The organism is Bifidobacterium pullorum DSM 20433 (assembly GCF_000771405.1).
Lineage (GTDB): Bacteria > Actinomycetota > Actinomycetes > Actinomycetales > Bifidobacteriaceae > Bifidobacterium > Bifidobacterium pullorum.
This window is the reverse complement of record NZ_JDUI01000002.1, coordinates 114,071-132,022: the sequence shown is the minus strand read 5'-3', so window position 1 is coordinate 132,022 and position 17,952 is coordinate 114,071. Positions and strand designations below refer to the sequence as shown.

Genomic DNA, 17,952 nt, shown 5'->3' with positions numbered 1-17,952 from the left:
ATGCGCGAGTAGCCCAGCGGATTAGAGCAGCTGACTACGGATCAGCAGGTCGCAGGTTCGAATCCTGTCTCGCGCACTCAGCCGTCATGCATGTGGCGGCATGCGCGAGTAGCCCAGCGGATTAGAGCAGCTGACTACGGATCAGCAGGTCGCAGGTTCGAATCCTGTCTCGCGCACCAGCGGCTGAACGCCTTGAGTCCCGTTCCGGTATGGAACGGGATTTTTCGTATCTGGCACGCAATGCGTGGATAGGGGTGAATCTCAGCGTAAAAGAACGATATCCGCGCGACGTGACGTGTGCGTCCATGGCGGCATTCGTGCGCGCGCTATCATGGTGTCGTTTGTGACTTCCGCTACGAGCGAACGACAAGGAGCAGTGACGCATGTACGATTTCGAGACGTTGGTGGACCGCAGGGGCACGACCTCGTCCAAGTGGCACATGATCGAAACCGATATGGGGCCAGGCAACGAGGACGTGATCGCCCTGTCCGTGGCGGACATGGAGTTCAAGCCCGCCCCCGAGATCGTGGACGCGCTGGTCCGGGCCGCCCAGCATGACATCTTCGGGTACGACTACGCCACCGACGGCTACTTCGAGGCTTTGACCGGCTGGATGCGCCGCCGCCATGCGCTGGAGGTCAAGCCCGAATGGGTGGCGCTCTCCGACGGCGTCATGCCCGCCGTCAACACCGCGCTGCGCGCCGTGACGCACCCCGGAGACAGCGTGATCGTGCAGAGCCCGTCCTATCCGCCGTTCGTGGCCGCCGCGCGCAACAACGGCCTGACCCTGCTCGACAACACGTTGAAGCTCGAGGACGGCCGCTACGTGATGGATTACGAGGATCTGGAGGCCAAGGCCGCCGACCCGCGCTGCACCGCCATCATGCTGTGCAACCCGCACAACCCGGTCGGCCGCGTCTGGAGCGCCGACGAACTGCGCCGTCTGGCGGATATCTGCATCGCGCACGGCGTGACGATCCTGTCCGATGAGATCCACGCCGACTTCGAGTATCCCGGGCACAAGGTCACGATGTTCTCGAATCTGGGGGAGCGTTACGCCATGCACTGCATGGAGTTCACCGCACCCACCAAGACCTTCAACCTGGCCGGACTGCTGTGCTCGAACGTCATCATCCCGAACCCGGAACTCAAGCGGGCCTTCGACGTGGCCGCCGAGAACATCGCAGGCCTGACCGTGAGCCATTTCGGCCTGGTCGCATGCCAGGCGGCATACAACCAGGCCGAGCCGTGGCTGGACGAGCTGATCGGCGTGCTGCAGGGCAATCTGGCGCTGCTGCGCGACTTCGCCCATGTCACCGGCACCACGCTGATCGAACCGGAAGGCACCTATCTGGGGTGGCTCGACTGCCGCAGCCTGGGCTTCGCCGATGCCGACGCGCTGTGCGCGTTCATGCGCGACAAGGGACGCGTCTATCTGGACGAGGGACGGATATTCGGCACCGCCGGAGCCGGATTCGAACGCGTGAACCTGGCCTGCCCGAAGCATCTGCTGGAACGGGCGCTCGACCGGATGAACGACGCGCTGGCCTCCCGCTGAGCGGTGGCGGCCATCTATGGCCGCCGCGGTCCGGCCGCGCACCCGGAGCACGTATGCGCGGGCCGTCTCCCGACGCCGAGGGGCGGTCTATCCGTTTTTCCCGGGCGAACACCGGCGACGTCGGTAGAATGATACCGGCATATGATTCGCACGGATGGAACGGAGCGTGGCATGGCGGCACGTCGGAAGGCATGGGCGGCGATTCGCAGAATCGCGGCGTCGGACCGTATCAGCGGACTGATCATGCTCGGGTGCGCCGTACTCGGCCTGGTCCTGGCGAATCTGCCGGCCACGGCGCATCTGTTCGAGACCGTGGCGGAAACCCATCTGGGCATCCCCGGCACCGATATCGACCTGCCGCTGGGCCATTGGGCCCAGGATGGCCTGCTGACCATCTTCTTCCTGACCGTGGGGCTGGACCTGAAGCAGGAGCTGACCACCGGCTCATTGGCCAATCCGAAGGCCGCCGCCGTGCCGATGCTGTGCGCCGTTGGCGGCATGGTGATGCCGCCCATCCTGTTTTTGACCGTGGTGGAGCTATACGCCCAATTCGGACCGCCCGCCGTGGGGCAGGCCACGGTGGCCTCCGGAACCGTGTTCGGATTCGACGAACTCGCCCAGGGCTGGGCGATTCCGACCGCCACCGACATCGCCTTCTCGCTGGCGGTGCTCGCCCTGTTCGCCAAGGCGTTGCCGGGCTCGATCCGCGCCTTCCTGATGACGCTGGCCACCGTGGACGATCTGCTGGCCATCATCCTGATCGCCGTGTTCTTCTCCTCGCTGGACGCCTGGTACTGGTTCGTCGGCATCGGCGTGTGCGCGCTGATCTGGTGGTATCTGGTGCGGCGCAGGCGCGTGCCGTGGCTGGTGGTGGCCATGGTCGGCATCCTGGTGTGGGTCATGATGTTCGAGGCGGGCATCCACCCCACGCTCGCCGGCGTGCTGGTCGGCCTGCTGACTCCGGCGCGTCCGATCCACGGCGAGGCCTCGCCCCGCGCCGAACGGTACTGCGCCAAACTCCAACCGTTCTCGTCGCTGCTGGCGCTGCCGATCTTCGCGCTGTTCGCCACCGGCGTGCACTTCGAGACGCTCAGCCCCACGCTGCTGACCTCTCCGGTGGTGATCGGCATCGTGGTGGCGCTGGTGGTGGGCAAGCCGATGGGCATCATGGCCACCGCATGGCTGTCCACCCATCCAGGCGGCCTGGACATGCCCAAGGGGCTGCGCGTGCGCGACATGTTCCCGGCGGCCTGCGCCTGCGGCATCGGATTCACCGTGTCGCTGCTCATCGCCTCGCTGGCCTATACGGATGCCGAACTGTCGGCGGAGAGCCGGTTCGGCGTCCTTGTGGCGTCGCTGGTGGCCGCGGCCGTCTCCGGCATTCTGCTCAGCCGGCAATCCAAGCGGTACGAGCGTGAACGGATCGCGCCGCCTGCCGGATCGGGCGTCGCCGCGGCGGGAATCGATGCCGAACCGGACGGATCCGAATTCGTCTGGCATGACCATATCGACGAGGAGATGGATGATGACTGATTGCACCGACCAACCCATGGGCCCCGAGGACCTGATCAGCCGCCGGCAGGTGGATCCCGCCGCCGGTGATATCGACACGCCGCCGTTCGCCGAAACCTACCACCGTGGCCCGGTCATCCTGCGCGGGCCGATGATCCCCCGGGACAGTACCACCGCCAACCTGCTGAAAGCCGAACAGTCGACCGACTGGCTGCACATGGACCCGTGGCGCGTGCTGCGCATCCAGGCCGAGTTCGTCGACGGGTTCGGCGCGCTCGCCGAACTGGGGGCCGCCGTCTCCGTGTTCGGCTCGGCACGGACCCAGCAGCACGATCCGGCCTACCGTGCGGCGCAGCGCATGGGCTCGCTGATCGCCGATCGGGGCATCGCCGTCATCACCGGCGGGGGACCGGGCATCATGGAGGCCGCCAACCGGGGCGCGGCCGCGGCCGGCGGCAAATCCGTGGGATTGGGCATCGAACTGCCTCACGAGCAGGGCATCAACGCCTGGGTGAACCTGGGCATGAGCTTTAGGTACTTCTTCGTCCGCAAGACCATGTTCGTCAAGTATTCGTCCGGCGTGATCATCTGTCCGGGGGGATTCGGCACGCTGGACGAGATGTTCGAACTGCTCACGCTCGTGCAGACGCACAAGGTGGAGCCCACGCCCATCGTGTTGTTCGACACGGCGTACTGGCAGGGCCTGTTCGATTGGATCACCGGCACGTTGGAGACGCGGGGCATGATCTCACCGTTGGACCCCGATCTGGTGACGCTGACCGACGATCCGGAACAGGCCGTCGCCGTGGCCACGAGCACGATCCGCTAACCTGCGGCCGCCCGGCGTCCGGGCGGAGTCGGCTCAACGCTTGACCGCGATGAGCAGGCCGGTGCCGGACGGGGTGAGCGTGGCGTCGAAGCGTTCGTCCGACTGCACGGTGTCCAACAGCCCACGCATGGCCACGGCCTTGTCGCCGCGGTCGGCGGGGTTGACCACGCCGCCGTTGGCATGGGGGTCCTCCAACGCCATGACGTCGGTGAACACGATGACGCCGTGCCCGCCGAGCACACGCGAGGCGTGCTCGAAGGCGGGCGCGTAGTTGGACGCATCGCCGGACACCACGATCAGGTCGTAGTCGCCGGCGTTGAGTCGGGGCAGATACGTGCCGACGGGGGCGTTGACCGCCCGCAGCGTGGTCTGGGTGCGGTCCGACAGCCCGGCGAACAGCTTCCGGATCAGGGCGATGCCCTGCGTGGAGGAATCCACGGCGGTCAGCTGGCCGCGTCCCTCCAGACCGGCGATCAGCTGGAGTGTTTCGACCACCGACGCGGTGCCGATGGCGATGATGGAGGAGGCGCCGGTCAGATGCACCAGCAGGGAGAGCAGTTCGGCCTGCGCCGCCGAGCCTTGCGGCATCCCCTCGCGTTCGACGGCCGAACGCACCTCGTTAAGGTCAGGGGATTGGCGGGAGAAGGCCCGGTCCTCGACGTACTCCCAGATCTTGGCCAGATTCGTGTATGACGTTTTGTTCATGGTTCCGCCTCTGAATGTCAACAGGGTGAATCAGCGTTCCTTGACCTGTGCGATCAGCTGCCAGATCTCCTCGCCGACGTCGATGCCGCGGGGACATTCGCGGGTGCAGGCGCGCACCGACTGGCAGGCCGCGATGCCGTCCGCCGTGTCGATGGCGTCCAGGCGTTCCGCGGCGGCGGTGTCACGCGAATCGTTGATGAACCGCGACGCCGCGATCAGGGCGGCCGGTCCGATGAACGCCTCGCCGCCGGCGAACACGGGGCAGCTGCCCTCGCACACGCCGCAGGCGATGCAGTTGCTGAGCAGCTCGTACCTGGCCAGCTGCTCGGGGCGCTGCAGGTATTCGAAGACGTCCACCTTGCCGTCGTCGGTGGTGGCCAGCACGCCGTCGGCCTGCAGATACGGCTTGAGCTTCTTGATCTGTTCGAGCATCGGATCGATGTCCGCGATCAGATCGCGCTGCACGGGGAACCCGGGCAACGCCGCCAGTTCGATGACACCGAGGCATCCGTCCGGTTGTCCTCCGGCGGGCGCGTCGGCGTCATCGGCTTCGCCGGTATGCCTGAACCCCTCCTCGTCGGTGGCCGGGGCATCCGGCTTCGCCCAATCGGCGACCGTGGCGGTACACAGCAGGGTGGGGGTGCCGTTGATCGCCACCGCGTCCGAGCCGCACAGGCCATGGCCGCAGGAATAGCGGAACGCCAGCGTCGGATCGACCGTACGTTTGATGGTCAGCAGGCAGTCCAGCACCGTATCCTCGGGACGCGCCGCGATCGTATAGTCCTGCACCCACTGCTTGCCGCGCGGACGGCGGCGGGCCGAATCACCGCCGAACGGCGAGGACTTCCTGGCGAACGGGCTGCTCGCGCGTGCGCGGTCACGCTCCCGTTCGGCACGGGGGGTGAACCGGTGCACACGTAACGTCACCGTGGTCGTCTCGTTGTTGGTTCCGCCGCTCATCGCTCCGCCTTTCCAGTCAAAACCGTCATATAGTCTGCCATATCCCGTACCCGCCGATTTAGTAGGAGCGGGCCTGCGGCGGCATGTCCTCGATGCGCACCGGCTGCCAGGAGATGCGCCCGGCCGCGTCGGTCATCGAATGGGCGAGGAAACGCTCGTCGTCGCGTTCCGGGAAGTCGGAGCGGCACAGCGATCCGCGCGACTCGTGCCGGGCCTCGCTCGTGCGCAGCATGGCCGAGGCCAACGCGATCAGATGACGGACCTCCCAGATGGCGGTCAGTTCCTGGTTGAAGGCCGCGGTCTCGTTGTGGGGGTGCAGCGCGGCGGCGCGCGGGGCGATGTCTGCCTCGATGGCCGCGACCGCGGCGGCGATGGAGTCGGCATCGCAATGGACTGCCAGAGCCGTCTCCATCAGCGAACCGAGGTCGGCCATCAGCAGGTAGGGGTTGTCGTCGGGCTGCGTGTCCGACTGCGGGTCGGCGTCCTTGGCCGCCGCGAGCAGATCGGCCACCTCCGTCCGGCGGCGTTCCGCAGCGGCGTCGACGCGATCGTCGCCGGTGGTGTCCGCCGGGGCGGCATCGGCCAGACGGGCGGCCAGCGCGTGTCCGGCGCGGGTGCCGAACAGGCAGGCGTCGAGCAGCGAGTTGCCGCCCAGACGGTTCGCGCCGTGCACGGAGACGCAGGAGCATTCGCCGGCGGCGAACAGGCCGTCGATCACCGCGCGCCGGTCATCGGCCCAACGATAGACCTCGCCATCCGTGGTCACGGGGATGCCGCCCATCGTGTAGTGCGCGGTCGGCTTGACGGGGACCAGGTCGGTGGTCGGATCCAGGTTCATGTACTTGTGGATTGTCTCGACGACCTGCGGCAGCACCTGGTGCATATGCCCGGCGTCGATGCCGCGCATATCCAGCCAGACGCAATCCTTGCGCCCGAGGGGATCCCTCGGGTCGGGCACGCCGCGTCCGGCGTCGGTTTCCGAACGGATCGCACGGCTGACCACGTCGCGGGCGGCCAGATCGGCATGTCCCGGGGCGTAGCGTTCCATGAACGCCTCGCCTTCGGCGTTGCGCAGCACGCCGCCCTCGGCTCGCGCCGCCTCGGACAGCAGGATGCCGGTGTGCGCCAGACCGGTCGGGTGGAACTGCACGAATTCGGTGTCCTCGAGCTGCAATCCGGCATCCAACGACAACGCCATGCCGTCGCCGGTCAGATCCCACGAGTTCGACGTGGTGTGGAACAGCCGGCCGGCACCGCCGGTGGCCAGCATGACATTGCGGGCGTGCACGGCGTGCACGGTGCCGGTGTGCGTGTCGAAGGCCACCACGCCCTCCACCTTGGCGCACGCCTCGTCCACCACCAGGTCGGTCACATACCATTCCTCGGCGAACTCGATGCCGGCGGCCACACACTGCTGCCAGAGCGAATGCAGGATCTGATGGCCGATGCGGTCGGCCGCATAGGCGGCGCGCTTGACCGGCTGCTGGCCGAAATCGGCGGTGTGCCCGCCGAAGCGCCGCTGGGCGATATGCCCGTCCTCGGTGCGGGAGAACGCCACACCCATACGTTCCAGGTTGATGACCGTGGCTGGGGCCTCCTGCGCGAGCAGCCTGGCCGCATCCTGATCGACCAGCCAATCGCCGCCCTTGACTGTGTCATAGTAGTGCCAATGCCAATCGTCGTGCTCCACATTGCCCAGGCTCGCGGCGATGCCGCCCTCCGCCGAACCGGTGTGCGAACGCAGCGGCTGGAGCTTGGAGATCACCAGCACGGCGGGATCCTCGCCCATGGCACGGCGTTCGGCGAATTCGGGGGAGTGCGCCAGGCCCAGCGCCGCCGACAGGCCAGCCGCGCCGGCGCCGACGATCACGACATCATACATTGCTTCGACATGCTTCGGACTCATAGTCTTGATTCTCGCACAACGGCGGTAATAATGGTGCCATGAGTGAGTCGTTGGTACCTGATGGCACCCAAGGCGGTGCATCGGCGTCCGAGGACGCGGGGCGGACACAATCGTTCAACGCCGGCGTCTACGAGGTCGTCAGGCGCATACCGCGTGGATGCGTGGCGACCTACGGGCAGGTGGCTGCGCTCGCCGGACGCCCCCGTGCCGCGCGGTTCGTGGGGTTCGCGCTGCACGCCAACCCCGAGCCCGGAGTGATCCCCTGCCACCGGGTGGTGTTCCGCGACGGTTCGCTGGCGCCCGGGTTCGCGTTCGGCGGCGAGGAGCGCCAGCGTGAGCTGCTTGAGGCCGAAGGCGTGGTGTTCGTGCCGCCTCCGGACGATGCCGCCAATGCCGGTGCGTCGGGCTGGCGCGTGGATCTGGGCCGTTGCCAGTGGCGTGCGTGAAACCGGTTATGACGCTGGAACGGCGTAGCCGTCGCGCGTGCGCACGATGACGCCCTCCAGCTCCAGTCGCGTCAGCTCGGCCAACAGCGCTTCGATGCTGAGGGTGACGCCGGAACGCTGCAAGACGGCGAGGATGGCGTCGGCGTTCGGTGGGGTTCGTGCGCGCCGGCAGGCGGCGATGGCGGCCGGAATCGAGCGGTACGGCGGCACTCCTGCGGACGTCCCCGTGCCGGTGTTCGTGCCGTTGTCTGTTCCTGTTCCTGTTCCTGTGCCCGTGTCAGGCCCTGCGCATGCGCCGACGTTCGTGCACGGGTCCGGGACCGCTGCGGGCTCGCCGATATCCGGTTTCGGATGGGCGGCGTGGCAGATCTCATCGATGCAGTGCAGCGAGGTGATGATGACCGCCTTGTTCTCGTGAATCAGCGTGTTGCAACCGGCGTTGTGCGGCGAGGTGACGGCGCCGGGGACCGCGTACAGCAATCGGTTCAGGTCGCAGGCCCATCCCGCCGTGTTCAGTGCGCCCGACCGTGGGCGGGCCTGCGCCACCACCACGGACGAGGCCAGCGCCGCGATGATGCGGTTGCGCAGCAGGAACCGGTGCCCCTCCGGTATGATGTCCGGCGGCAGCTCGCTGATCAACGCGCCGCCCTGCCGCAGCATCCGTTCGAACAGACGTTGGTTGCGTTGCGGGCCGATATGATGCAGCCCGCCGGCGAATACGGCCACGGTCCGCCCTCCGGACGGAGCCGCCGACAGCGCCCCCTGATGGGCGGCCGCGTCGATGCCCATCGCGCCGCCCGACACCACCAGATGCCCGGCGGAGGCGGCCTCGCTCGCGATGTCCCGCGCCACGGTGCACCCGTAGTCGTCGGCCGCCCTGGAACCCACGATCGCCAACGGTTGTTGGCAACAGGTCAGGGCGGCGGGGTCGCCCAATCCCCACAGGCATAGGGGCGGCGACCAATCCTTCTGGATCGACAGGTCGTCAACCTGATGCGGCCAATACGCGCTGTGCGGGGCGATGATCCACATACGTCCACCATCGGTCAGCGGCGCACGCAATGCATGCATCGAGCACGACGGCAGCCGCCGCAGGTGGTGAATCCACCGGTCCCATGAGGCGTGGAACGCCTTCATCCCTTCAGGGCGGACCTTTCTGCCCCACCGGGCGATGCCGGTGGCGAAGATCCGGTCCGATTCTCGGCGCAGCGCAGGGTCGCCGCCGTCGTGTCGAGCCGCGTCGAGCAGCATGTCGGCCACGGCCACGGCGCTGTCGGCCCCCTTGAGCATGGCGAACATCAAGGCGTCGGCGCTGTTGACGGCCACGGTGAGCACGGCGCGGGCCAGGGTCTCGTCGTCGGGTAGCGGCTGGGTATGCGGCGACGCCGACGGTATTGACGGTGATTGCGGTGACACCGGCGGCGGAACCGATGTCGGTGTCGGCGACGATATGGACGCCGCCTCCGACGGTGCCGGCGTTGGCACGGAAGATATCAACGATGACGCGGTGTTCATGGCTGCTCCTTGGTCCGCATGCCGATGGCCGTGAACATATGCTCCGGCGTGGGCGACACCGTCCCGGACAGGTCGGCCAGCGTCCATGCGAGCCTCATCGAACGGTCCACGCCGCGCAGGCTCAGCCGTTCATGGGCCAGCGCCCGGTCGGCGATCCGCAACGCGGCGCGGGAGGTGTGCTCCCGCAGCCACGACCCCGAGGCCTGCGCGTTGCAACTCCACCCGAAGGGGGCGAACCGCTCCTGCGCGGTCCGACGGGCTTGGATGACCCGTTGACGAATCCGCTCGCTGGGTTCCGATTCGGCGGTGTCGGCGTTGAGCAGCGTGGTGACGGGCGGCACCGTGATCTGGATGTCGATGCGGTCGAGAATCGGGCCGGACAGCCGGGCGAAATACCGCACTCGATCGCGCTCCCGGCAGGTGCAGCGCTCGCCGGTGCCGTAGTCGAAGCCGCAGGGGCAGGGGTTGGCCGCCATGACGAGTTGGAACTGGGCCGGATAGTAGGTGATGCCGCCGGAACGGGTGAGCGTCACATGACCGGATTCCAACGGTTCGCGCAGCGTCTGCAGGGCACGGGTGGAGAATTCGGGCGCCTCGTCCATGAACAGGATGCCGCAGTGGGCGCGGGAGATTGCCCCCGGCTGGGCCAGACCGCTGCCGCCGCCGACCAGCGAGGGGCAGGAGGCCGTATGGTGCGGCGCCTCGAACGGTGGGATGTCGGAGATGCCGTAATGCTGCAACGTGCCGCACAGGGAACGGATCGAGGCCACCTCCAGCTGCTCGTGTTCGTTCAGGGGACTCATGATGCCCGGCAGGCGCGAGGCCAGCATGGTCTTGCCGGAGCCGGGAGGACCCACCATCAGCAGATGGTGGCCTCCGGCTGCCGCCACTTCCAGCGCTTTCTTGGCCTCCTGCTGTCCGATGACCTCGGCCATGTCGCCGGGCGGTTCGGCATCGAACGCCGGCTGCCGGGGTTGCTCCCCGACAGGCAGATCGTGGGGCGGCTGGTATCGGGCGTCGCCTCCCAGCATCTCGATCAGCTCGCCCACATGCCTGACGCCGATCACGTGGGGACCTTCCACCAGACGTGCCTCGTCAAGGTTCGCATACGGCACCACGATGCGGTGCAATCCACGTTCCCTGGTGCGCAGCATGATCGGCAGCAGGCCGTTGACGGGCAGTACGGTGCCGTCCAGATTGACCTCTCCGATCACCACCGTCTCGTCCAACGAATCCGGGGGAATCGCGCCGGCGGCGCTCAGCACGCTGGCGGCGATCGCCAGATCGTGCGAGGAACCGCGTTTGGGCATCGAGGCGGGCGAGAGGTTCACGGTGACCCGTGTCTCCGGCCAGCGGAAGCCGCAGGCGTGACAGGCGGATTTGACGCGCTCGCGCGCCTCCGACAGTGAGGCGTCGGGTAGTCCGATGATGCTGAAATACGGCAGACCGGGGGAGATGAAGGCCTGCACCTGGATGATGAAGGCCCTGATGCCGATCAGTCCCACGGATAACGCTCCTCCGATGGCCATCAGAACGCTCCCGGGATATGGTCGAGCAACGGTTCGCCGCCCTGCAGCGTGATCGAGATGACGTCGAACCGGGTCCCATGGTGGGTGAGCCGGTGGTCGGGTTCCAACAGCCATTGCACGGCGGCGCGGCGCAGGCTCGTCTGCTTGCGGGGGTCCACGGCCTCCTGCGGTATGCCGCAACGCGTTGAACGCCGGGTCTTGACCTCCACGAAGACGACGATCCGCTCCGGGGTTACGGCCACGATGTCCAGCTCGCCGTATCGGGTGCGCCAGTTGCGCGATAGGATGCGCCAGCCATGGTGCGCCAGCCAGGCGGCGGCGTAGTCTTCGCCGGCGGCCCCCAACGCCTTGGCGTCAAGCGATCCGTCGCGCAATGTGCGGGCGAGCCGGTCCAGGTTCCGGCGGTCATCCGCCGCGGGTGCCGCCGCCTGTGCGGTGGCCGGAGCCATGGTCCGTGAGGTGTGCGGTGTGGTGGTCTGTTGCGTGGTCATACCACCAGTGCACCAGACTTCGCCTGCCGGGTACAGGGGCGGAGGGGGAAGTGGACGCAGACTCCGGTTTCGGGTGTGTTGTGGATAAGTCATATAAGAAATGCGACGTCACTGCCCGGAATGTCCAGTTCGCGATGTGCGTGGACGGAGGCAGTGACGCCGCATGACGTATCATCCGCCGTCGGTGGGCGGATTGCGCCACATTCAGTGCAGCAGGGCGGTCATTTCGCCGAGGTTGAGCTCGAAGCTGACGCCGCGCTCCTCGAAGTCGGGCTGGTTGCGGGTGCTGACCATCGCGTTGCGCACGAATTCGCCGGCGATGGCGGCGGCCTCGGACAGGCCCTTGCCCGCCATCACCGCGCCGCACAGCGCGGAGGCGAAGGCGTCTCCGGTGCCGTGGATCATGTACGGCAGCTTCTCATGGGCGTGCTCCTGCTTGGCTTCGGCGCCGGTTTCAGCGCTGGCCACGTAGTTGCGCAGCATGCCGTCGTTGCGGTCGATGCCCTTCAGGACCACGTTCTTGGCGCCGAGCTTGAGCAGCGCATCCAGCCAATCGGTCACCTCGGCGTCGCTGAGGTTCTGTCCCGGGTACTCGCGTCCGGTCAGGATGCTCGCCTCGGTCAGGTTCGGCATCAGCACGTCGGCGCCGTCGGCCAGCGCGCCCATCGCCTCGCACAGCTCGGCGGTGTAGGTCGGATACATCTGCCCGCCGTCGCCCATCACCGGGTCGACCAGGCGCAGCGCGTCCGGATATTCGTGGTACAGGCGCTGGATCACGGCCACCTGGCCGGCCGACCCGAGGAAGCCGCTGTACACGCCGTCAAGCCCCACGCCGATCTTGCCCCATGCGTCCAGGTATCCGTTGAGGATCTCCGTGGTGTCATGGAACGTGAACACCGGATACTTGGTGTGCGAGGAGAACAGACCGGTCGGCACCGGGCACACGTCGCAGCCCGCGGCGGACAGGATCGGGATCGCCGCGGTCAGCGAGCACTTGCCGTAGCCGCACATGTCATGCACGGCGGCCACGCGCGGGATATACGCCGGATTGCGGTTATACAGCTTCACATCACTCATAACCCCTCGATTCATTAGGGACTGTTGGTCTACGCTCCCGACATTACCCATTCGCGCGACATTCCGGGGCCCCGGGGACAGGGGGAGTCCCATACTGTCCGAAATGCGGACATAAATCCGAGAGAATTACGGCGTGTCGTCTCGAACCGCGACGGATCCGCCGAGGCGCTGCGCCGCGTAAGACCTCCAATGGCGGCGAATGATAAACGGCTATAACCAACGCCGATAGCCGTGAACCTTGCCGTACCGACGGCCCGCGGCCTACAGTCGCCACCAACGCCGATGCCCCGCATCGTCCGCAGCCAACCCAAGGAACCACCGAACACGGGAGCAACCATGACCACCGCACAACACCGCTTCGAAACCCTGCAGCTGCACGCCGGCCAGGAACAGCCCGACCCCGCCACCGGCGCCCGCGCCGTGCCGATCTACGCCACGACCAGCTACGTGTTCCGCGACTTCGACCAGGCCGCGGCCCGGTTCGCGCTCGCCGAAACGGGCAATATCTACGGGCGGCTGACCAACACGACGCAGGAGGTGCTCGAACAGCGCGTCGCCGCACTCGAAGGCGGCACCGCGGCACTCGCCGTCGCCTCCGGCGCGGCCGCCGTCGAATACGCGCTGCGCAACATCACCCAATCCGGCGACCACATCGTCGCCTCCCGCACCATCTACGGCGGCACCTACAATCTGCTGCGCCACACGCTGCCGCGCGACGGCATCACCACCTCGTTCGTCGACATCGCCGACCACGCCGCCCTGGAGGCGGCGATCGGCGAGCGCACCCGTCTCGTCTACCTGGAGACCTTCGGCAACCCCAACGCCGACCTGCCCGACTTCGAGGCGATTGCCGCGATCGCCCACCGCCACGGGCTGCCGGTGATCGTCGACAACACCTTCGCCACGCCGTACCTGTTCCGTCCGCTCGAACACGGCGCCGACATCGTCGTCGAATCGGCGACCAAGTTCCTCGGCGGACACGGCACCACGCTCGGCGGCGTGATCGTGGAGGGCGGACGGTTCGACTGGGCGGCCGGCGCCGGCGGATTCCCCACGCTGACCGAACCGGACCCCTCGTATCACGGGCTGCGGTTCTTCGAGGCGCTCGGACCGACCGCGTTCGTCACCCGCGTCCGCGCCGTGCTGCTGCGCGACACCGGCGCGACGATCTCGCCGTTCGCCGCGTTCCTGCTGCTGCAAGGCATCGAGACGCTGAGCCTGCGCGTGGAGCGGCACGTCGCCAACGCCCTGCGCGTCATCGAGTACCTGCGCGGTGTCCCCGAGGTCGTTTCGATCTCGCATCCCTCGATCGAGGGCCGCGAGGACCACGAACGCTACCTGCGCTATTTCCCGAACGGCGCCTGCCCGATCTTCACATTCGACATCCGAGGCGGAGTCGATGCGGCCCGCACGTTCATCGACGGGTTGAGCCTGTTCAGCCTGCTGGCCAACGTGGCCGACGCCAAGAGCCTGGTCATCCACCCCGCCTCGACGACCCATTCGCAGGAGAGCGAGGAGGAGCTGGCGGCGCAGGGCATCGGCCCCGGCACCATCCGTCTGTCGATCGGACTGGAGCATATCGACGACATCCTCGCCGACCTCGAACGCGGGTTCGCCGCCGTGCGGGACCTGCGCTGAGCGCCGGCCCATATCCGCACCGCCGGTCCGCACACGGGTCCGGAGCATCCTAGGCGTCGCCGTCATCCCCAGGGATGACGGCGACGCCGCGGTTCCGCCCGGCGCACGATGTGGGCCGACCCCGGACCGGGGATAGCTTGGGGGCAACAGCCGGGACGGACCCCGGCTCCGGATAACCAAGGGGTGCGACATGAACACTGCCATCGAGGCCATCGACCTGGTCAAGGATTACGGAAACGGCGAGAACGCCGTCCATGCGCTGCGCGGCGTGAACGTGGCGTTCGAACAGGGACGGTTCACCGCCATCATGGGCCCGTCGGGCTCCGGCAAATCGACGCTCATGCACACCCTGGCCGGGCTGGATTCGGCCACGCGCGGGCGCATCATGTTCGACGGCGACGACATCACCACGATGAACGACAACCAGTTGACGCTGCTGCGCCGCCACAAGATCGGCTTCATCTTCCAAAGCTTCAACCTGCTGCCGATGTTCACGGCCGAACAGAACATCATCATGCCGCTGACGCTGGCGGGGCAGAAACCGGACCGCGACTGGTTCGACCTGCTCGTCACCACGTTGGGGCTCGCCCAGCGGCTCGACCATCGTCCGAATGAGCTGTCCGGCGGCCAACAGCAGCGCGTCGCCATCGCGCGTGCGCTGATCGCCCGCCCGCAGCTGGTCTTCGCCGACGAGCCGACCGGCAACCTGGATTCCGTCTCCAGCGCGGAGGTGCTGAGCTTCCTGCGCAGGTCGGTCAACGAACTGAACCAGACCATCATCATGGTCACGCACGATGCGGTCGCCGCCTCCTACGCGGACAGGGCCATCGTCTTCGCGGACGGCCGCATCGTGGCCGACGAGGCGTCGCCGACCGCCGACCGCATGAACCAGCTGCTCATGGAGGAACGGGAGCGGGCCACCCGGCGGACGCTGACCCCCGACGGGGCCAAGCCGCCGTACACGCGCGGCGACGTGCCGCAGCCGCCGCGGGAGGAGCGCAGACCCCGCGCCGGCGCACACGCCGCAGCCAACGGCCGCCATCGGCGCTGAACATCGCATCGGATACGGAACGGATGTAAGGAGGAACCGCCATGTGGTCGGTAACGCTCAAACTCATGCGAAAGAACGCCAGGATGCTGATCCCGGCGGGCATCGCGATCCTGATCGGCACGATGTTCATCGCCAGCACGCTGCTGTTCGGCAACACGCTCGACCATTCGCTGCGCCGGCAGATCTCGGCGTCCTACGGGGAGGCGAACTATGCGATCGTGGCCAGCGACGACGACGCGCCGATGTACGGCATCACCGTCGGCGACCTGAACCTGGACCAGGTGCGCCGGGTCGAGGGCGTGGCCGGCGTGCGCGCCGACGTGACGCTGAACATCGACGTCACTGCCGGGGACCTCAACTCCAGCGGCATCGTGATCGCGAACGCCACACCGTCCACGCTGATGCCGGTCGAACTGGCGGAAGGCGACTGGCCCGCCGACGACGGGCAGATCGTGCTGCCGAGGGACATGGCGGTGCGGTTGAAGGTCGGCATCGGGGACACGGTCAGCGTATCCTACTCGGACGGCGCGCCGGTCGAACTGACCGTCAGCGGGTTGAGCCTGGACCCGGGCGGCGCCTACGCGTACTACGGCGGCACGGCCGTCGCCTCCGAGGCGACGCTCGGACGGCTGCTGGCAAGCGTGGCGGCGGAGGACGTCAGCTACGAGTCGTTCAACTGCTCGGTGCTGTATCTGGACATCGAGCCGCCGGCGGGCGTCGGCGCCGACCAGGTCATCGAGAAGGTCAACGCCCTGCTGCCCGCGCACTTCGCCGCGCTGGACCGTGCGGAGAGCGAGGACCAGGCGCTCGAACGGATGGGCGGCGGGCAGACCAGCATGATGACCACGTTCATGATGGTCTTCGGCGTGCTGGCCATGTTCGTGGCCGCGCTGGTGATCGCCAACACCTTCCAGGTGCTCGTGGCGCAGCGCCGCCGCACGCTGGCGCTGCTGCGCACCATCGGCGCGAAGAAGGGGCAGCTGTACCGGTCCGTGGTGGTCGAGGCGCTGCTGCTCGGGCTGATCTCCTCGCTGATCGCGGTCGGCCTGTCCATCGGGTTGATGCAGCTGCTGCATGTGAGCGGCGTGGAATTCTCCGGCATCAGCTTCGTGACCGTGCTGACCCCGCAGGTGTTCCTGGTGCCGATCGCCTTCGGCGTGGTGGTGACCATCCTGGCCTCGCTCGGCTCGGCCCGCACCGCCACCACCGTTACGCCGTTGGAGGCGCTGCAGCCGTTGGAGATCAGCGAGGCCCGCAAATCCGGCACCGCGCGATCGGTGGTCAGCGTGCTGCTGATGCTGTTCGGCGCCGCCGTCACCGCGTTCACCGTGGTGGACACCTGGCGGCAGGCGCACGGCGAATCCGCGTTGAGCAACGAGCAGTTCTCCCTGGTATTGCTCATGGCCATGGCCGGCGTCATGATCTTCTTCCTCGGCCTGCTGCTGTGCGCCAACCGGTGGGTGCCGCTGCTGCTCAAGGGCGTGGGAGCGCTGGTGGCGCATATCGGCCCGGCCTGCACCATCGCCACCGCGAACATCCAGAAGAACCCGCGGCGCGTGGCCGCCACCAGCACCGCCCTGCTCATCGGCGTGGCCCTGGTCGCCACCCTCGGCACCGGCGCGGCCAGCGCCCGGCAGACGCTCGCCAGTGAACTCGACGCCCGGTACAGTGTGGACATCCAGGTTTCCGGCGAAGGCGTGGACCAGTCCGTCCTCGACGACATCCGCAAGGTGGCCGGCATCCAGGATGCCGAACTGGTCGGCTCGTCGAACGCCGTCTGGCATACGGACGACTATGACAGCAACCTGCAGGTGTACACGCTCACCGAACGGCAGGGACGGGCCGTGATGAACGGCGACGCCATCGGCGACCTGCGCGACGGCGTGCTGCTCGTCCCCGACTCGATGGCTGGCGACACCGACGACTATTGGGTGCGCGACGGTGCCACGCTCGACCTGGAACTCAACGCCACGTATGACGACGAGGGCGAGATCACCGGCGGCATCGCCTTCAAGCCCACCGTCGAGGCCGCGCCGTTCCGCGGCGTCAACACCCCATACGGCATTTATGGCCTCGTCCCGCCCGAAACGCTCGACAAGCTGGGCGCCACGTCCGACGGCTACGAGGTGTGGGCGAAAACCGACGGCACCGTGACCCCGGCGGACGTGATCGACGACATCCAGACGGCGTTGAGCTCCATCCCCGGCATCAGCGTGGGCGGCTCGATCGCCGAACGCGTCAGCTGGGACGGCATGGTCAACATGCTGCTCATGGTGCTGGTCGCCCTGCTCGCCGTGGCCGTGATCATCGCGCTGATCGGCGTGGCCAACACGCTGTCGCTGTCGGTGATCGAACGGACCCGCGAATCGGCCACGCTGCGGGCCCTCGGCATGACCCGCGGGCAGCTGCGGCGCTCGCTGGCCGTCGAAGCGCTGCTGATCTCGCTGGTCAGCGGTGTGGTCGGCATCGTCGTCGGCACCGTATTCGGCTGGATCGGTTCGTACATCGTGTTCTCGATGAGCTTCGGATCGGTGGTGTTCCCGATCGACTGGGCCACCTCTGGGGCGATTCTGGCCATCGCCACGGTCGCCGCGCTGCTGGCCAGCGTGTTCCCGGCGCGCCGGGCCGTAAGGACCCCGCCGGTCGAGGCGCTCGCCGAAGCCTGAACCAGAACCAGAACGCCGACAGCCCCCGTTGAAGGGGACTGTCGGCGTTCTGTTGATTGGGGGAAATC

Annotated in this window: 14 protein-coding genes and 2 tRNA genes; 9 read left to right on the top strand and 7 right to left on the bottom strand. The window is 67.5% G+C overall.

The window, feature by feature from the left end; all coding sequences use genetic code 11:
- Positions 1–2: 2 nt before the first annotated feature.
- The 5 genes from OU11_RS01900 to OU11_RS01880 all read left to right on the top strand — a co-directional run bounded on the left by OU11_RS01900 (position 3) and on the right by OU11_RS01880 (position 3,900).
- Positions 3–76 (top strand) — tRNA-Arg (locus OU11_RS01900).
- A 26-nt stretch (positions 77–102) separates the two neighbouring features.
- Positions 103–179, top strand: a tRNA-Arg gene (locus OU11_RS01895).
- A 204-nt stretch (positions 180–383) separates the two neighbouring features.
- Entirely contained in the window at positions 384–1,559 is a 1,176-nt protein-coding gene (locus OU11_RS01890; RefSeq protein ID WP_033514158.1) for a MalY/PatB family protein, read from the top strand.
- A 141-nt stretch (positions 1,560–1,700) separates the two neighbouring features.
- The gene (locus OU11_RS01885; protein WP_188599675.1) at positions 1,701–3,092 is read left to right on the top strand and encodes a Na+/H+ antiporter NhaA; all 1,392 of its coding nucleotides are present in this window, start codon (positions 1,701–1,703) and stop codon (positions 3,090–3,092) included.
- The gene (locus OU11_RS01880; protein WP_373869307.1) at positions 3,085–3,900 is read left to right on the top strand and encodes an LOG family protein; all 816 of its coding nucleotides are present in this window, start codon (positions 3,085–3,087) and stop codon (positions 3,898–3,900) included. Before OU11_RS01885 ends, OU11_RS01880 begins: the two co-directional genes overlap by 8 nt.
- Positions 3,901–3,933: 33 nt before the next feature.
- Here the strand turns inward: OU11_RS01880 and OU11_RS01875 are convergent, their stop codons facing one another.
- The 3 genes from OU11_RS01875 to OU11_RS01865 are packed head-to-tail and all read right to left on the bottom strand — an operon-like array spanning position 3,934 to position 7,471.
- A complete protein-coding gene (locus OU11_RS01875) occupies positions 3,934–4,605 on the bottom strand; it encodes an O-methyltransferase (protein ID WP_033514157.1) in 672 nt (223 codons plus the stop codon).
- Positions 4,606–4,635: 30 nt separating this feature from the next.
- A complete protein-coding gene (locus tag OU11_RS01870; RefSeq protein ID WP_033514156.1) occupies positions 4,636–5,565 on the bottom strand; it encodes a succinate dehydrogenase/fumarate reductase iron-sulfur subunit in 930 nt (309 codons plus the stop codon).
- A gap of 58 nt (positions 5,566–5,623) precedes the next feature.
- Positions 5,624–7,471: an FAD-binding protein gene (locus OU11_RS01865; protein WP_033514155.1), complete on the bottom strand. Its 1,848-nt coding sequence runs from the start codon at positions 7,469–7,471 to the stop codon at positions 5,624–5,626.
- Between the two features lie 50 nt (positions 7,472–7,521).
- Here OU11_RS01865 and OU11_RS01860 point away from each other — a divergent pair, with 50 nt between their 5' ends.
- Entirely contained in the window at positions 7,522–7,917 is a 396-nt protein-coding gene (locus OU11_RS01860) for an MGMT family protein (RefSeq protein WP_308747441.1), read from the top strand.
- A 6-nt stretch (positions 7,918–7,923) separates the two neighbouring features.
- Here the strand turns inward: OU11_RS01860 and dprA are convergent, their stop codons facing one another.
- From dprA to OU11_RS01840, 4 genes are all read right to left on the bottom strand, one after another.
- Complete coding sequence (gene dprA, locus OU11_RS01855; RefSeq protein WP_425541728.1) at positions 7,924–9,216, bottom strand: DNA-processing protein DprA; 1,293 nt, start codon at positions 9,214–9,216, stop codon at positions 7,924–7,926.
- 212 nt (positions 9,217–9,428) lie between these two features.
- On the bottom strand, positions 9,429–10,961 hold the full coding sequence (locus tag OU11_RS01850) for a YifB family Mg chelatase-like AAA ATPase (RefSeq protein ID WP_033514154.1): 1,533 nt from the start codon (positions 10,959–10,961) through the stop codon (positions 9,429–9,431).
- Positions 10,961–11,410 (bottom strand): YraN family protein, encoded by a 450-nt coding sequence (locus OU11_RS01845; RefSeq protein ID WP_052122561.1) that lies wholly within the window; start codon positions 11,408–11,410, stop codon positions 10,961–10,963. Before OU11_RS01845 ends, OU11_RS01850 begins: the two co-directional genes overlap by 1 nt.
- A 246-nt stretch (positions 11,411–11,656) precedes the next feature.
- Entirely contained in the window at positions 11,657–12,529 is an 873-nt protein-coding gene (locus tag OU11_RS01840) for a bifunctional hydroxymethylpyrimidine kinase/phosphomethylpyrimidine kinase (RefSeq protein WP_033514153.1), read from the bottom strand.
- A gap of 336 nt (positions 12,530–12,865) precedes the next feature.
- On the opposite strand from OU11_RS01840, the gene OU11_RS01835 reads away from it, so the two are divergent.
- From OU11_RS01835 to OU11_RS01825, 3 genes are all read left to right on the top strand, one after another.
- Positions 12,866–14,167, top strand: coding sequence for an O-acetylhomoserine aminocarboxypropyltransferase/cysteine synthase family protein (locus tag OU11_RS01835; RefSeq protein WP_033514152.1), 1,302 nt, complete (start codon positions 12,866–12,868; stop codon positions 14,165–14,167).
- 190 nt (positions 14,168–14,357) lie between these two features.
- Entirely contained in the window at positions 14,358–15,218 is an 861-nt protein-coding gene (locus tag OU11_RS01830) for an ABC transporter ATP-binding protein (RefSeq protein WP_081963382.1), read from the top strand.
- Between the two features lie 41 nt (positions 15,219–15,259).
- Positions 15,260–17,884, top strand: a complete 2,625-nt coding sequence (locus tag OU11_RS01825) for an ABC transporter permease (protein ID WP_033514150.1) — start codon at positions 15,260–15,262, stop codon at positions 17,882–17,884.
- Positions 17,885–17,952: the final 68 nt, after the last annotated feature.

Bases quoted from the DNA above. Each gene is read 5' to 3' on its own strand.
- OU11_RS01825 (WP_033514150.1), top strand. From the start codon at position 15,260: ATGTGGTCGGTAACGCTCAAACTCATGCGAAAGAACGCCAGGATGCTG.
- OU11_RS01830 (WP_081963382.1), top strand. From the start codon at position 14,358: ATGAACACTGCCATCGAGGCCATCGACCTGGTCAAGGATTACGGAAAC.
- OU11_RS01885 (WP_188599675.1), top strand. From the start codon at position 1,701: ATGATTCGCACGGATGGAACGGAGCGTGGCATGGCGGCACGTCGGAAG.
- OU11_RS01890 (WP_033514158.1), top strand. From the start codon at position 384: ATGTACGATTTCGAGACGTTGGTGGACCGCAGGGGCACGACCTCGTCC.
- OU11_RS01875 (WP_033514157.1), bottom strand. From the start codon at position 4,605: ATGAACAAAACGTCATACACGAATCTGGCCAAGATCTGGGAGTACGTC.
- OU11_RS01835 (WP_033514152.1), top strand. From the start codon at position 12,866: ATGACCACCGCACAACACCGCTTCGAAACCCTGCAGCTGCACGCCGGC.
- OU11_RS01870 (WP_033514156.1), bottom strand. From the start codon at position 5,565: ATGAGCGGCGGAACCAACAACGAGACGACCACGGTGACGTTACGTGTG.
- OU11_RS01840 (WP_033514153.1), bottom strand. From the start codon at position 12,529: ATGAGTGATGTGAAGCTGTATAACCGCAATCCGGCGTATATCCCGCGC.
- dprA (WP_425541728.1), bottom strand. From the start codon at position 9,216: ATGTTCGCCATGCTCAAGGGGGCCGACAGCGCCGTGGCCGTGGCCGAC.
- OU11_RS01845 (WP_052122561.1), bottom strand. From the start codon at position 11,410: ATGGCTCCGGCCACCGCACAGGCGGCGGCACCCGCGGCGGATGACCGC.
- OU11_RS01880 (WP_373869307.1), top strand. From the start codon at position 3,085: ATGACTGATTGCACCGACCAACCCATGGGCCCCGAGGACCTGATCAGC.
- OU11_RS01865 (WP_033514155.1), bottom strand. From the start codon at position 7,471: ATGAGTCCGAAGCATGTCGAAGCAATGTATGATGTCGTGATCGTCGGC.
- OU11_RS01850 (WP_033514154.1), bottom strand. From the start codon at position 10,961: ATGGCCATCGGAGGAGCGTTATCCGTGGGACTGATCGGCATCAGGGCC.